The organism is Pseudalkalibacillus decolorationis (assembly GCF_024609785.1).
GTDB classification, from domain to species: domain Bacteria; phylum Bacillota; class Bacilli; order Bacillales; family Fictibacillaceae; genus Pseudalkalibacillus; species Pseudalkalibacillus decolorationis.
Genome location: NZ_JANHJQ010000006.1, coordinates 32,416 through 48,234 on the forward strand (window position 1 = coordinate 32,416; position 15,819 = coordinate 48,234).

A 15,819-nucleotide genomic window follows, 5' to 3' on the forward strand; every position below is an offset into this window, starting at 1 on the left:
CGATGATTCGTACTGAAGAAATGCTCTTAAACGTCGGCCCGCAGCACCCAAGTACACATGGGGTGTTCCGGATTGTCTTGAAGATCGACGGAGAAATTATTACTGACGCAACGCCTGTAATTGGTTACCTTCATCGGGGGACCGAAAAGCTCGCAGAAGACCTGCAATATACACAGATCATTCCCTACACAGACCGAATGGATTACCTGTCCGCGATGACGAACAATTACGTGATCTGTCACGCTGTTGAGACGATGATGGACATGGAGATTCCAGATCGAGCGGAGTACTTACGAGTTTTGGTTATGGAGCTTGGTAGAGTTGCCAGCCACCTCGTATGGTTTGGTACATATTTGCTTGATATCGGAGCACTTAGCCCGTTTTTATACGCATTTCGAGAGCGGGAAATGATCATTAATTTACTGAACGAAATTTCTGGAGCCCGACTAACGTTTAACTACATGCGCGTTGGTGGGGTGAAATGGGATGCCCCAGATGGTTGGATTGAAAAGGTTCGTGAATTTGTTCCGCATATGCGAAAAGAACTTGCAGGTTACCATGACCTTGTATCTGGGAATGAAATCTTTTTAAATCGTGTCCATGATGTCGGCACCTATTCGAAGGAAGATGCATTAGCTTATTCACTAAGTGGTGCGAACCTCCGGTGTACTGGAGTGGATTGGGATCTGCGTAAACAAGAACCGTATTCGATATATGATCGTTTTAATTTCAATGTACCTGTTACAGAAAAAGGTGACGCTTGGTCGCGCTATCAATGTCGTATGGCTGAAATCGAGGAATCGTTAAAAATCGTTGAGCAAGCAGTGGAGCAATTTCCTTCTGAAGGGGCAATCATGGCGAAAGTTCCACGGATCATCAAGCCTCCAGCTGGAGAGACATACGTAAGAATCGAGTCGCCACGTGGGGAAATCGGTTGCTACATTGCGTCTAAAGGTAAAAAGGAGCCATACCGCCTGAAGTTCCGACGTCCATCTTTTTATAACCTGCAAATTTTATCAAAGCTATTAAAAGGAGAAAATATCGCAAACCTAATTACGATACTCGGCGGAATAGACATTGTACTCGGGGAGGTGGACGGTTAATGATGAATGATCTCCTTCATTCCGCACCTTCGCTATCGAATACGCTGATCTTCTTCGCACTCGGAGCAAGCTTACTCATGATCGTTCTCGGATTTGTAACGTATGCAATTCTTGCTGAACGTAAAGTAATGGGATTCATGCAGCTACGTTCGGGTCCGAATAAAGTCGGGGGACGCTTCGGATTGTTACAGACCGTTGCCGATGTCCTGAAGCTTTTACTGAAAGAGGACACGATTCCAAAGGCCGCAGACCGGCCACTGTTTATAATTGCCCCAGTATTGGCGTTTGCTCCAGCATTCATGGTATTGGCTGTTATTCCATTTTCGGATTCACTTAGGTTTTCAGACATCGGAATTGGCTTGCTTTATTATATTGCGATCTCAGGCATTTCCACGATTGGGATTTTAATGGGGGGCTGGGCCTCGAACAATAAGTATGCATTACTTGGTGGTATGCGTTCTGCTGCCCAAATGATCTCTTATGAAGTCCCGCTCGTCATGTCCGTAATCGGGATCATTTTAATCACAGGAAGCTTGAATCTAATTGAGATTGTTGATGCGCAAAAGAATCTTGCGTTTATCTTTGTTCAACCGCTTGCGTTCATCATATTTTTAATTGCATCAACCGCGGAATTGAATCGTACACCATTTGATTTACCTGAGGCGGAGTCAGAGCTTGTAGCGGGGTACCATGTCGAATATTCCGGCTTTCGCTGGGCGTTTTTTATGCTTACGGAATATGTGTACTTGTTCGCGATGGCCTCTCTAACAACAGTATTGTTTCTCGGTGGATGGCACCCGGTTCCATTTCTCGGATTTATCCCTGGGGTCGTCTGGTTTGCAATCAAATTCAGTCTTGTTGTGTTTATCATGATCTGGTTCCGTGCCACACTTCCAAGGCTGCGTGCCGATCAGCTCATGTCGTTTGGCTGGAAAGTATTGTTGCCGTTAGCCCTGCTTAATATTTTCATCAGTGCCGTGATCAAGGAAATCTGGTTCTAACGGAGGGAATGTAATCATGAAGGGACTTATGAAAGGGTTAAAATACACCCTCAAAAATTTATCAAAAGAAAGAGTCACGTACGCATATCCGGATGAGCCACTCGAAATGCCTGATCGCTTTCGAGGCATTCAGAAATTTTACCCGGAAAAATGTATCGTATGTAATCAGTGTGCCAATGTCTGTCCGACAGATTGTATCGATTTAACAGGTAAAAAGCATCCGGACCCGAACAAGAAGGGGAAAATCATCGATACGTACGACATCAACTTTGAAATTTGTATTTTGTGCGATCTTTGTACAGAGGTTTGTCCAACAGAAGCCATCGTAATGACCAACAACTTCGAACTCGCTGAGTACAGCCGTGATGAACTATTCAAAAATCTTGAATGGTTGGATGAAAATGATACGAACGTGCGAAAGGAGAATAAGGCATGAATGGAGAACTGATCGTCTTCTTCATCCTCGCACTCGTGGCGATCGGGAGCGGCATTTTAATGCTGAACCTGACCAAAGTCGTCCACATGGTCATTGCGCTAGTCTTCACATTTTTATCGATTGCAGGGCTTTATGTAATGCTGTCGGCTGAATTCCTCGCATTCGTACAAATCTTGATTTACTCGGGTGCGATTACGATCATCATGCTGTTTGGGATTATGCTTACCCGACATAGTGACCGTACTGAATCAAAAATTGGTGTACCACGGACCGTGCTTGTTCTCGGTGGCATTGTCGCCTTTTTTCTCGTTATGTTCTTCCAAATCAATGACTTAAGCTTTGGAGAACAGGCAACCGTGCTTCATGTCGATAACACGGAGAAAATTGGTGTCGAGCTTTATTCGAAATTTGTGATTCCATTTGAACTGACATCTGTTCTGTTACTAGTTGCTCTTGTCGGGGCGATTGTGTTAGCCAAACGGGATGATGAGGAGGAGGCGAAGGACAATGAGTAGTGTACCTTTATCCGTCTATCTTGTCCTTGCGTTAATTTTATTTTGTATAGGCCTGTTCGGTGCATTAACGAAACGGAATGCCGTAATCGTGTTGATTTCAATCGAATTGATGTTGAACGCGGTGAACATTAACCTTGTTGCCTTTGCGAAATATGGCATCAATCCAGGGATTACCGGGCAAATCTTTTCATTATTTACTATAACCGTTGCGGCTGCTGAAGCTGCGGTAGGCCTTGCGATTTTGATCGCCCTTTACCGTAACCGAAAGACCGTTAACGTTGATGAAATGGACATTATGAAACATTAAGAAGGAGGTCGAACAATATGAACCCACTTATCTGGATTATTCCAGTGCTACCACTCTTATCCTTCGTCCTTCTCTTACTGTTTGGTCGTAGGTTAAAGGAAGCCTCCGCACATGTTGGGGCACTCTTAACACTCGGGTCTCTCGTATTATCCATTGTTGTGTTACTGAATCAATGGGGCGGGGAACCGGTGAAGGAAACGCTGAGCTGGTTAACATTCGGTGAAACGACTTTGTCAGCTGGATATTTAGTGAATCCATTGAATGCATTAATGCTTGTGATCGTTTCTCTTGTCAGCTTTTTAGTTCAGGTCTACTCAGGCGGTTACATGCATGACGATGATCGCTTTCCTATCTTTTTTGCTTATCTTGGTCTTTTTACATTCGCGATGCTCGGACTTGTCCTATCGCCGAACTTGCTTCAGCTTTACGTGTTCTGGGAGCTTGTCGGAGTCGGATCGTTTCTACTGATTGGCTATTATTTTTATAAAAGGGAAGCCCGATCTGCTGCGAAAAAGGCCTTTATAATGACACGTATCGGAGACGTCGGCTTGTTTATCGGAATGATTTTGTTGTTCTGGCAGGTTGGTAGTTTTGAGTTTGATGAAATCTTTGCCGCGGTTGAAGCGGGTGAAATTTCAGAAGGCTGGATCACATTAACGGCGATTCTCATTTTCGTTGGTGCAATCGGAAAATCGGGTCAATTTCCGCTACATACATGGTTGCCGGACGCGATGGAAGGTCCAACGCCAGTATCTGCATTGATTCACGCAGCAACCATGGTCGCAGCAGGGGTTTACCTCGTCGCAGCAATGTTCCCATTATTTCAGGCATCAGAAGCCGCATTAACGACCGTAGCTGTTGTCGGTGGTTTTACAGCGATTTTTGCAGCAACAATCGGATTGGCACAAGCTGACATCAAACGTGTTCTTGCCTATTCGACTGTAAGTCAGCTCGGCTATATGATGCTCGCACTTGGCTCTTCGGGTTACGTCGCAGGTGTTTTCCACTTAACGACACACGCCTTTTTTAAAGCGTTATTATTCCTTGCCGCAGGATCAGTCATTCATGCTGTACATACACAAAACATTCATGAAATGGGCGGTCTTTGGAAGAAGATGAAGTGGACGGCACCTCTGTTTTTAATCGGAGCAATGGCGATATCCGGTGTTCCGGGACTTTCAGGTTTTTTTAGTAAAGATGAAATTTTGGCAGCAACCTATGCGGATGGTCGATTCGGACTGTTTTGGATAGCCGTTATTGCCGCCTTTTTAACAGCATTTTATATGTTCCGCTTATTCTTTCTTGTGTTTACAGGTGAGTCAAGAGGCATACAGGAAAAGGTTAAGGAATCACCTGTTTCCATGACGTTCCCGATGATTGTTCTCGGGATTTTAGCGTTAATCGGAGGATTAATCAATACACCATTTGCTACGTATTTGAGTGACTTTCTTGCACAAAATGAAGCACTTGAGATTCATCACCATGAAACACGTTGGTGGATACCAGTTGTTGCAACAGGTGTATCGTTGCTCGGAATCTTAATGGCATGGCTCGTTTATGTGAAGAAAAAGGTAACGAGATTTTCAGAGTCCGCACCAGATCTTCATTATATATTGTTGAACAAATATTTTATCGATGAAACATATGACTATAGCTTTGTAAAAGGAACAAGAGCGTTAAGCTATTTCTGGTATTATATTGACCGATTCGTCGTCGAAGGGCTTGTTGGACTTGTAACAGGCATTGTGGGCTGGTTCAGTAAAATTGGATCACGCTTCCAAAACGGCCAGGTACAGCTGTATAGTTCGGTTGCATTTGCTGGAATGGCGATCCTGCTTCTTGTTGTGGCATGGATAGGGGGGTACTTAACATAATGGAATCAATACTGTTATCTGCACTTGTATTCTCCCCATTAGTCGGAATTTTAGTGTTAGCTTTTATGCCGAATACGGAAGAAAGACTATTGAAGACAGTTGGCCTTCTAGCAACGTTACTGCCACTCGCTTTTGCGATCATTACTTATGTTGGTTTTACTCCGGGGAATGTGAATATCCAGTTTGTTGAGCAATACCGTTGGATTGACTTTCAGATTAAAGGGTTGCCCAATGGGGGAGATTTTACAATTAACTATGACCTTGGGGTGAACGGGTTAACCGTCGTGTTGTTGCTTTTGACAGCTATCGTATCGACACTTGCAGCAGCAGCTTCCGTATGGATTAAGGAGCATTGGAAAGGCTATTTCATGCTGTTCCTATTGTTGGAGATTGGTATGCTTGGGGTATTTGCTTCCCAAAACCTTCTATTGTTCTTCATCTTTTTTGAAATAACCTTGATCCCTACCTTTTTCTTAATTGGAAAGTGGGGCTATATTGACAAGGAAAAAGCAGCATACAGCTTCTTAGTATACAACGGACTTGGTTCAGCAATCTTGCTAATTGTGTTTATCATCCTTTATATGAAAACTGGAACGATGAACTATACTGGTTTGTCTTCATTCTTACACCAGCCTCCGGAAGTCTTGGAGCAGATGTACATCGGCGATGAATTCCGCTTCGGACTGCTAATTGCACTGCTAGTGGCGCTTGGAGTTAAGCTTCCGATTGTCCCGCTTCATACATGGATGCTTAAAGTACACGTGCAAGCACCACCTTCAATCGTAATGATTCACTCAGGAATCCTTTTAAAAATTGGCGCCTACGGGGTGTATCAGTTCGGGATCGGATTTTTTCCTGAAGAATTTAGGCAGATTGCATTTTGGATCGCGTTACTCGGGGTTATCAACCTATTGTATGGGGCCTTTATTGCTTTTGTACAAGTCGACTTTAAGCGAGTTTTAGCCTATTCCAGTGTCTCACATATGGGAATCGTCTTAATTGGTCTAGCAAGCTTGAACGGAGCTGGAATGCAGGGTGCGATGTTCCAGGTTGTCTCTCATGGGTTAATTTCAGCACTCCTGTTCTTCTTAGTCGGATTGATTTATGAGCGAACAGGAACGTCGTTGATTACCCACTTAGGCGGGATGGCTAAGGTGATGCCGATTACAGCAGGATTTTTATTAGTTGGAGGGTTAGCGTCCCTCGGCTTGCCAGGGATGTCAGGCTTCGTCAGTGAATTCATGGCATTCTTAGGATTATTCAAGGAAATGCCAGTTCTTGCTGCAGTTGGTACATTGGGAATTATTTTAACGGCTGTCTATATCCTTCGTGCTGTGTTGGGAATGACGTTCGGGGAAACAAAGGAGTCCTTATTACAACTCAAGGAACCACGTTTTGTGGAATGGCTCCCAGCATTGATATTAACAGCATTGATCGTATTAATTGGAGTTTATCCTGCAGTGCTTTCCGATATACTTCAGCTAACGATTAATGCCATGATGGCAGGCAAGGGGGCTGTTGTATGACACTAGATAAACTATTGAGCTTCGACTGGGGAATGATGGCACCTGAATTTTCAATCGTAATTACAGCGATTCTCTTGTCACTGATCGACCTGTTTATGCCAAACAAAGTAAGCCGAAAGCCACTAGCTTTATTGGGGCTTGCTGGAATCATCGTCGCGATTGTCTTTGCTGTATTACAGGTTGGCGACCCAGTAGGAAGTATTCTATTTGATACGTATCGCTTTGATTCTTTTGCCCTTGCATTTAAGTTGCTTTTCTTAGTGGCAACCGCAATGATATTCTTACTTGCCCTTGATTTTGAAGGGGAAAGTAAGTGGGCCTACCGCGGAGAATTTTATTACTTATTGATGACTGCACTCTTAGGCGCGATGATGATGGCATCGAGTGCGGATCTCATTACATTATTTGTAGGGTTAGAGCTGTTATCGATTTCTTCTTATATTTTAGCAGGAATTCGAAAACGGAATTTCCACTCGAACGAGGCAGCATTCAAGTATGTCGTAAACGGTGGAATTGCAACTGCGATCACGTTGTTTGGAATGAGCTATATATATGGCTTAACCGGGCAAACCAACCTGTACGCAATAAGTGAAATGCTTGTCGATCCGCGTGTTCAGGAAAATAGCTTCTTAGTCATAATGGCCTTTGTGATGATGTTTGTTGGTCTATCCTTTAAAATTTCTGCTGCTCCGTTTCACATGTGGGCACCGGATGTGTATCAAGGCTCACCAACGCCCGTTACCACATTTTTGAGTGTTGTATCGAAAATGGCTGGTTTCACGTTGATTTTACGATTATTCTTTGTGATTTTCCTTGGTACACAAGGCTGGCACAACCAGATCTTATTGGATGCACAACCATTTATCGCATTTGTTGCAGGGGCAACGATGGTTATCGGAAATGTCGTTGCACTAAGACAACGGAACATTAAGCGTATGTTTGCCTATTCCAGCATTGCTCATGCTGGTTATGTGTTGGTTCCGTTTGTATCCTTATCACTTATTGTCTTTAAAACGACGTGGTTCTATTTGCTAGCGTATTTGTTAATGAACATTGGTGCATTTGCCGTTATCCAATTTGTGACGAGTCGCGAGAAATCTGAAGACTTTACCGCATTTTCAGGCTTAAATAAACGTGCGCCTTTAACTGCATTTATGATGGCGATCTTTATCATTTCGCTTGCGGGTCTTCCATTCACAGCAGGATTTATCGGGAAATTCGGAATTTTTATGAGTTCACTTGGAACGGGTCATTACATTCTCGCTTCAGTGATGATTGCAACGACAGTCGTCTCTTACGTGTACTACTTTAATGTAATGGTTCAGATATATTTCCGAAAAGGGGCAGGGAATCGCATTCGACCAACCGCTGGACTTGCGGTTGTCATGGTGATTTGTACAATCGGTACCTTATTGTTCGGAATTTATCCATCGCTTGCTCTCGACTTCTTCCAATCAGGGTTTGACATAAACGACTTATTCACCCCATCTGAATAAACAATTAACGCTTTAAAAGGAAAATGAAAGACACTCGAGCCGCTCTTAAACGGCTCCGGGTGTCTTTTTTTTACACGTAAGAAAGTGGGGGCGGAAATATGGGCCCAAGCAAAACTCTTACTTCAAGCTGTTTTCGAACATAAAATCATCTGAAAATAGGTGAAATAATCTGATCAAAGCGGAAAACATTCCGCTTTGTACATTTTTAAGCTCTAAACCAAAAAAATATAACAAAATTCGGGAATATATTGTCCGGATTTCCATTTTATCATCCGGAACCACAATATATCGTCCGGATTTATTTTTGTATCAGCGAGTTCATAAATATTTCAACCGGATTTATAATTTTTCAGTCGTTATCAGTATTTATCAAGTTTTTACCCTCAATTGTCGAAGAAAGAGTGTCGAATATTTCTCGGGAAATGATGAAAAAATAGAACTTTAGAAATGTTTTGTTGAAATCCAGTATTCTGTTACAATAATTGGAGGGTAAAGAAAGTATTTGTCGAATAATCTCTAAATATTGAATTTTCAAAGATCTGTTCATATCGTCACCTTGTAAGTAACCTCTAAGGTATACATATGAGTGTTATTAAACTGGAGGTCTTTAAATGGTTCCATTTGGACAACAGGCTTTATTAAATATCATCGTGAACATTGTTTTTGTTGCGATTACTTGGTGGGCTATCCAAGGCGTTCAATTTGAAAAGATGATCAAGAAGGGAAGAGTGCAACAAGCACGTCTCCTCATGATCCTGCTAACCATTGCTATTTCATCTTTGGTAAGTACGTTCTTTTTAAATTACCTATCATGGTCTTTGCAACTCAAGCATTTACTATAGCGAACGAATTCAATTATTGAAAATACTGTCGTAACTTGACTACATCTTCCATGTATGAACAAACCTCTCCTGGCAAAAATGGTAATGAGGAGAGGAGTTGACAGAATAATGGGGAAAAGAATTATTGTTACCGGTATAACATTGACGATTTTGCTTGCATGTTTTACAGGTGCCGAGGCAAAACAAAAGGATTGGGATGATCAGGCTTTAATACAAATCACCAGCGTAATGGAGAAGCCAGATCTCGAAATTACGAATTGGTCTTTGTACGGAAAATCCACAACTGGTTTTGTTTCTGATTTTACTGGGTATGTAAAAGTAGTAGAAAGCCTGCAGGCAAAATCGTCAAACTTCCAGTGGGAGGAGATTGTCGAGTCAGACAAACATTGGAGTGTTACTGGTTCTAACATCCATTCATCAGGGATCAAGGAACGGGTTTCCGTGTTTGCTTACCCCCACAAAAGTCATTATAAAACGTACATTATTTATGAAGTTGAAGGTCAGGACTGGTTAAATCATAAATGGAACTCATTCAAATCAATATTTAGGGACAAAGTCCAGTTATTTTTAGGCGAATCCCCTTCGATTTATACTTGTGTACAAGGTGAACAATCTGATACAATGGGTATTGTTTTGCAAAAAAGGGCGGAGCAACTCGTTCAGTCATTTAACGCAACTACGATCGAAGCATTACATGAAGAGACATTTCTGTCCCTATCAGCATATACTGACCAGTGGAAGCATTCAATTTTAACTGATCAACAAGAGATGAACTTACAAATTGGTATACGAACTCATGGAATAGGCGGAAAAACAACCATTACAATTGGAACACCGATTATTACGACTGAATATTAATATAGAAATTGGACGCGGAGGGGAAATACGTTGGAAAAAATCATCGTCCGTGGTGGTAGGCGGTTAGAAGGCTCTGTTAAAGTTGAAGGAGCAAAGAATGCCGTACTGCCTGTCATCGCAGCATCAATCTTAGCACGTCAAGGCACTAGTATCATTTCGGAGGTGCCAGCCCTTGCTGATGTATACACGATTAAAGAAGTATTAAGTCATTTAAATGTAAATAATGAGTATTCGAATAATCAGATAAAGGTCGACGCAAGTCAACCATTGAAAACTGAAGCACCATTTGAATACGTTCGTAAAATGAGAGCATCATTCCTAGTGATGGGGCCATTATTAGCCCGCGTTGGGATTGCTCGGATTGCACTGCCTGGTGGGTGTGCAATTGGATCACGACCAATTGACCAACATTTAAAAGGCTTTGAAGCAATGGGTGCAGAAGTGAAAATCGGAAACGGTTTTATCGAAGCACGCGTTGATGGTCGTCTTCAAGGAGCAAAGATTTATCTGGACTTCCCAAGTGTTGGGGCTACAGAAAACATCATGATGGCGGCTACTCTTGCTAAGGGTACAACCATACTTGAAAATGTAGCAAAAGAGCCCGAAATTGTTTGTCTTGCAAACTATTTGAATGCGATGGGAGCTAAGGTTCGCGGCGCTGGAACAGGTACAATCCGAATCCAAGGCGTTGAGGAATTGCACGGGGCAAACCATTCAGTGATTGCTGACCGTATTGAAGCAGGTACTTTTATGGTAGCAGCAGCAATTACGGGTGGCGACATTACAATTACAAATGCGATCCAAGAACATTTAACACCATTGGTTGCTAAGCTTGAGGAAACCGGTGTGAAAATTCAAGAAACGGATGAAGGCCTACGTATCATTGGTCCTGAATCATTAAAGCCTGTTGATATTAAAACAATGCCTCATCCAGGGTTCCCTACGGATCTTCAATCACAGATGATGGCACTGCTATTAGCTGCAAACGGTACAAGTGTTATTACAGAGACCGTATTTGAAAACCGGTTCATGCATGTAGAGGAATTCCGTCGTATGAATGGTGATATTAAGATTGAAGGTCGCTCTGCTGTCATTAACGGCCCTGCGAAAATGCAAGGAGCAGAAGTTGCTGCAACAGACCTTCGTGCAGGGGCTTCGCTTATTTTAGCTGGTCTGATTGCAGAAGGATATACACGTGTCACAGAACTTCATCATTTGGATCGAGGGTACGTTGATTTTACTGGAAAGTTATCGGCCCTAGGTGCAGATGTCGAACGTGTTAAAGAAGAAACAGAAGCAGCTGCAAAAGAAGCTGCCAAAGCTCAACTTAATGCGAAGCCGAATATGGCATAATAGAATAGTTGGAACATGAGTCGTTCTCTTTGTGGAGAGCGGCTTTTTTGCACGTTAAGAAAGTATAAAAATACTTTCTAATGTTCTAAAAGGTTGTCCAAACCCATAAGATATACTATAAAACACAGATAATTGGGGGAATTTAATGAAGCCTAGTCGTAACCGGAAACCTTTTTATTTTGTCGTATTTGGATTAATGACGTTAATATTGTTAATTCCGAGCTTTCTTGTCTTGCCTTTTAATGGAAAGTCAGACTCAACCACAGTGCCTGCAGTAAAGAAGACTACGGATAATCAACCAATTGTCTTCCAATCCTCCGTTGATGTATCTGTTTATAAAACCGCAGCAAATCAGGTTAAGTCGGTACCGCTCGAGCAATATGTAAAAGGGGTTGTAGCAGCTGAGATGCCTGCTGATTTCAAAATGGAAGCTCTGAAAGCTCAAGCGCTGACAGCTCGTACGTACATTATTAAAATGCTTTTGAATGAAACGGACCTGAACTTGCCGGAAGGTGCCGATATAACCGACTCGAAAATGCATCAAGTATATAGAAGCGATGATGAACTAAAGCGGGATTGGGGAAAAGATTATGATTGGAAAATGAAAAAGATTAAGAAGGCCGTCAAGGAAACAGAGGGACAAATCATCACCTATGACAATAAGCCGATTGACGCACTCTTCTTTTCAACAAGTAACGGCCACACTCAGAATTCCGAGGATTACTGGCCGAGTGCATTCCCATATTTAAAAAGTGTAGAAAGTCCTTGGGATAAGCAATCGCCAAAATTCACTTATAAACAGGCCCTACCAGTTTCGTTCGTTGAAAAGAAGCTTGGCGTTGAATTAAAAGAGGATGGAGAGGTCGGGAAGGTGTTGTCACGCACCTCTGGTAATTACGTAGATACTATTCAAATCAATGGAAAGAAGTTAAACGGAAAAGATGTCCGTGATAGCCTCGATTTAAGATCATCCGACTTTACCATGGTCAAACAGGACGACAAGGTAATCGTGCAAACACAGGGATTCGGTCATGGAGTTGGTATGAGTCAGTATGGAGCAAACGGTATGGCCAAAGAAGGTAAATCGTACAAAGATATTCTGAAGCATTATTATAACGGCATTACGATCACGAACAACAAAGCCTATACCGCAAAACTGAAATAAATGAAAATGAAAGACACCGCGGAAGCGCTCAACCATAGCGCTATCCGCGGTGTCTTTTTTTGATACGTCTGGTTTTAGCCGTCTAACTCAGACTTTCCCTCCAAATTTAATAATCGCGATGTATAGTTAGACCTTAACAGTAGCTCCGAGCTCTATTCTGCCTTGTTCGGAGCCTTATTTTGCCTCATATCCCCCATTTGTCGAAAAAATATTCAGGAAAATGTTTCTAGAATGTATATAAACTGAAAAATCTGCCCACAATGTTGCTGAGGTGATGACAAATGAAAGAAGAAAATCAAAAATCAGTTCGTCCTCTAAAATCAAAGTGGTACAAAAGGAAGCGTTGGGTCTATCCGGCAGTATATCTTGGGTTTGCAGCAGTAATCTTAGCATCAGTACTCTGGTATCAAAACAGTATTGGAGATGAGCTTGATGAAGAAGCCAGTCCAACAGGTTTTGAAAATCAGGATGCCGTACCAGTAAATTCTAACTCTGAAGTGTTCAAAGCACCAGTAGACAAATCAGCTGTCGAAGTAACAAAGAAATTTTATGACAGTGATGCAAATGCTGAAGAACAAGAAGCAGCTCTCGTATTCTATAATAATACCTACTTCCAGAACAAGGGAATCAACTATGCGACTGAGAGCGGGGAACCTTTCGATGTGAAAGCTAGCTTAAGCGGTAAAGTTGTTAAAGCTGATCAGGATCCACTTCTTGGCTACGTCGTCCATATCGAACATGAAGACGGTGTGGTGACACATTATTCTAGTCTTGCAGATGTACAGGTAGAAGAAGGTGACACTGTCAAGCAAGGTGAAGTACTTGGTACTGCAGGTATGAACTTACTTGATAAGGAAGCGAAAATTCACGCTCATTTTGAAGTACGTAAAGATGGAGTCGCAGTGAATCCATTAGATTACTTCAATAAGATGGTTTCCGATATTCCTGATCAAAAGCAAGCAACTGAAGAAAAAGCAGGCGCAGATGCGGATGCTAAATCTGAAGAAAATGCCAATACAGACCCAGCTCAAGGTGATCAAGGTGCATCAACCGACCCAGCAGATGCTGCTGAAGAAGATGCAACAACAGAACCCGATCAAGGGGCTGCAACTGATCCCGCTAAAGCTGATGATGCAAGCAAAACGGATGAAACCCAAACTGAAGGTACCGATGAGGAATCTTCAACAGACTCAGCTGGTGAAACGGATGACGCTCAACCACAGGAAAACTCAACCGAGGATGAAGATCAACAAACAGACGCTTCCCGACAATCGGAAAGTGCCTAACCAACGCTAAATCAATAGACAAGCCCTGGAGAATCTAAACTCCAGGGCTTTTTCTCACGTTAAGAAAGTATAAAAATACTTTTCTAAGTTCAGCAGGCCCCCTCTATCTGTCAGCTCTTACAAAAAAGGAATTTGTGGTTTGGTGCAAGAATTAATTAGGGTAGAGTATTCATAAAGTGCGTGTTCAAAAAGTAGACGAATCAGAAACAAGAAGTTCAAGGCACGACAGTTTTGAGGAAGGCTACTACTCGAGAGACATCCTCGCTGCCTTGTACCGAGGAAGCTTACATCCTAGAGAACACTTGAAGACGCAGGTACAGGAGCCCTTGGATACTTTTTGAACAACCTCATAAAGGTAGTTTTGAAGGGAGAGAGTTAATGTATACAGGGAAGATTCCTAAGGATGTTGTTGCAACGTTCTCGATTGTTGGTTATGATTCGGAAACAGAAGAGCTTGGGATCGCAGTTCAATCGAAATTTATCGGTGTTGGATCAGTTGTGCCGTGGGCGAAGGCTGGAGTAGGGGCAGTTGCAACACAATCCTATGCGAACACGTCATATGGTCCAGCCGGGCTTGGCTACATGGAATCAGGAAAAACAGCTGAGGAAACAATTAAACTTTTAACAGAGGCCGACAGTGAGCGAGAGCTTCGACAGGTTGGGATTGTCGATGCGACTGGGAAAGCTGCAACGTTCACGGGTAAAGCCTGTTATGACTGGGCGGGTGGATGTACTGGGCGTCATTATGCCGCACAAGGAAACATTCTAGTCGGCGAGGAAACTGTAAATGCAATGGGCAAAACGTTTGAAGAAACTCATGGGACCCTTTCCGAACGTCTTTTACAAGCATTGGATGCTGGCCAACAAGCTGGCGGTGACAGCAGAGGAAAGCAATCGGCTGCACTTCTAATCGTAAAAGAAGAAGGTGGTTACGGTGGGTTTAACGACCGTGCAATCGATCTTCGTGTAGATGACCATCCTGAACCGATTAAAGAATTGATACGGATTTATGACTTGCATCAGCTGTATTTCGCACCTTCCAAACAAGAAAACATTGTGGAGATTAAAGGGAATGTGTACGAGGAGCTTGTTAAGGAGCTCGAGCGGTTAAACCTCCTGGAGAGGACTCCAATTCATACAGAAGAGGCTGTAACAGATGCTCTTAGAGTCTTTGTTCACCGAGAAAACTTTGAGGAACGTGAGCAAAAACGAGGCTGGATTGACCTCGATATTCTTACTTATATGAAAAATTTCAACTAACTATTTAAAAGAGCAAAATGAGTCAATATTCCAGGAATGTCTTTGTTATAATAGTATTGAATAAAGTTTTTCATAAATAGGGAAAGGGTTTGATTGAATGTTTGGAAAAGTAGCATCTGATGTGCTTGGAATTAGTGATGTCGGTAAGGTTATCCAACCCCAGGATTACGATAAGGTCGATGCAGATGATTATGTCATGCATGAAGATAATGAGAAAATCTTCTTCTTGATCAAGTCGAAGTCAGATGAATATTGCTTCACAAACAAAGCGCTAATCCATGTCGACGGAACAAGTGCAGCAAGCAAAAAACGTACACTTCGTCGTTTTGATTACCGTAACAACAAATTTTCACTTGTTGAGCTTGAAACAGCGGGTACCATGGATAGAGATGTTGAAATCAAGTTCAAAATGGGTGAGAATATCCATAGCATCGATGTACATAAACAGCATCTAGAAGAATTGAAAGATTTATATAAAGCGTTACTAAAGATTGCGGAAATCACGCGAGATAATGATACGTACATCGGCTATGCACGCCAGAGCCTCGAAACTGCTTGCTCAACACTTAATAACAGCCGAAGCAATGAACGCAAGCTATCCGATGAGTTTAAAGAAATTAACGAAGCTGCTTATACATGGCTCGTCGAAACGAAGGATAAATACAGCGTCAAAGATTTCGGTTATGTTTTTGAACGTTATATCAACAATTAATATCAAAAAACCCGCCAACTTCGGCGGGTTTTCTCTAATACGTTAAGAAAGTATAAAAATACTTTCTATAGTATAAGTGTAACTA

At 42.3% G+C, this 15,819-nt stretch carries 15 protein-coding genes; all 15 read left to right on the plus strand.

The features are described 5' to 3' along the window. The first annotated feature begins 2 nt into the window (after positions 1 to 2). The 15 genes from NON16_RS07160 (at position 3) to NON16_RS07230 (ending at position 15,734) form a co-directional block, all read left to right on the plus strand. Positions 3 to 1,103 carry an NADH-quinone oxidoreductase subunit D gene (locus NON16_RS07160; protein WP_257348112.1) on the plus strand — a complete coding sequence of 367 codons (1,101 nt, stop codon included), beginning with the start codon at positions 3 to 5 and terminating at the stop codon, positions 1,101 to 1,103. After that, positions 1,103 to 2,104, plus strand: coding sequence for an NADH-quinone oxidoreductase subunit NuoH (gene nuoH, locus NON16_RS07165; protein WP_257348113.1), 1,002 nt, complete (start codon positions 1,103 to 1,105; stop codon positions 2,102 to 2,104). The genes NON16_RS07160 and nuoH overlap by 1 nt, the downstream gene beginning before the upstream one ends. Before the next feature lie 16 nt (positions 2,105 to 2,120). Continuing rightward, positions 2,121 to 2,540, plus strand: coding sequence for an NADH-quinone oxidoreductase subunit NuoI (gene nuoI / locus NON16_RS07170; protein ID WP_257348114.1), 420 nt, complete (start codon positions 2,121 to 2,123; stop codon positions 2,538 to 2,540). Next, entirely contained in the window at positions 2,537 to 3,055 is a 519-nt protein-coding gene (locus NON16_RS07175) for an NADH-quinone oxidoreductase subunit J (RefSeq protein ID WP_257348115.1), read from the plus strand. The genes nuoI and NON16_RS07175 overlap by 4 nt, the downstream gene beginning before the upstream one ends. Continuing rightward, positions 3,048 to 3,362 (plus strand): NADH-quinone oxidoreductase subunit NuoK, encoded by a 315-nt coding sequence (nuoK, locus tag NON16_RS07180; protein WP_257348116.1) that lies wholly within the window; start codon positions 3,048 to 3,050, stop codon positions 3,360 to 3,362. The genes NON16_RS07175 and nuoK overlap by 8 nt, the downstream gene beginning before the upstream one ends. Positions 3,363 to 3,379: 17 nt before the next feature. Further along, positions 3,380 to 5,236, plus strand: a complete 1,857-nt coding sequence (nuoL, locus tag NON16_RS07185; RefSeq protein ID WP_257348117.1) for an NADH-quinone oxidoreductase subunit L — start codon at positions 3,380 to 3,382, stop codon at positions 5,234 to 5,236. Next, a complete protein-coding gene (locus NON16_RS07190) occupies positions 5,236 to 6,762 on the plus strand; it encodes a complex I subunit 4 family protein (RefSeq protein WP_257348118.1) in 1,527 nt (508 codons plus the stop codon). The genes nuoL and NON16_RS07190 overlap by 1 nt, the downstream gene beginning before the upstream one ends. Then, a complete protein-coding gene (gene nuoN, locus NON16_RS07195; protein ID WP_257348120.1) occupies positions 6,759 to 8,258 on the plus strand; it encodes an NADH-quinone oxidoreductase subunit NuoN in 1,500 nt (499 codons plus the stop codon). The genes NON16_RS07190 and nuoN overlap by 4 nt, the downstream gene beginning before the upstream one ends. Positions 8,259 to 8,869: 611 nt before the next feature. Further along, the gene (locus tag NON16_RS07200) at positions 8,870 to 9,100 is read left to right on the plus strand and encodes a DUF1146 family protein (protein ID WP_257348121.1); all 231 of its coding nucleotides are present in this window, start codon (positions 8,870 to 8,872) and stop codon (positions 9,098 to 9,100) included. Between the two features lie 108 nt (positions 9,101 to 9,208). Continuing rightward, on the plus strand, positions 9,209 to 9,958 hold the full coding sequence (locus NON16_RS07205) for a YwmB family TATA-box binding protein (protein WP_257348122.1): 750 nt from the start codon (positions 9,209 to 9,211) through the stop codon (positions 9,956 to 9,958). A gap of 30 nt (positions 9,959 to 9,988) precedes the next feature. Next, a complete protein-coding gene (gene murA, locus NON16_RS07210) occupies positions 9,989 to 11,311 on the plus strand; it encodes a UDP-N-acetylglucosamine 1-carboxyvinyltransferase (RefSeq protein WP_257348123.1) in 1,323 nt (440 codons plus the stop codon). A 145-nt stretch (positions 11,312 to 11,456) separates the two neighbouring features. Then, the gene (gene spoIID / locus NON16_RS07215; protein ID WP_257348124.1) at positions 11,457 to 12,476 is read left to right on the plus strand and encodes a stage II sporulation protein D; all 1,020 of its coding nucleotides are present in this window, start codon (positions 11,457 to 11,459) and stop codon (positions 12,474 to 12,476) included. 281 nt (positions 12,477 to 12,757) lie between these two features. Next, positions 12,758 to 13,762 carry a stage II sporulation protein SpoIIQ gene (gene spoIIQ / locus NON16_RS07220; RefSeq protein WP_257348125.1) on the plus strand — a complete coding sequence of 335 codons (1,005 nt, stop codon included), beginning with the start codon at positions 12,758 to 12,760 and terminating at the stop codon, positions 13,760 to 13,762. A 378-nt stretch (positions 13,763 to 14,140) separates the two neighbouring features. Beyond that, complete coding sequence (locus tag NON16_RS07225) at positions 14,141 to 15,022, plus strand: DUF1028 domain-containing protein (RefSeq protein WP_257348126.1); 882 nt, start codon at positions 14,141 to 14,143, stop codon at positions 15,020 to 15,022. 97 nt (positions 15,023 to 15,119) lie between these two features. After that, positions 15,120 to 15,734, plus strand: coding sequence for a PH domain-containing protein (locus NON16_RS07230; RefSeq protein WP_257348127.1), 615 nt, complete (start codon positions 15,120 to 15,122; stop codon positions 15,732 to 15,734). The last annotated feature ends 85 nt before the right edge of the window (positions 15,735 to 15,819 follow it).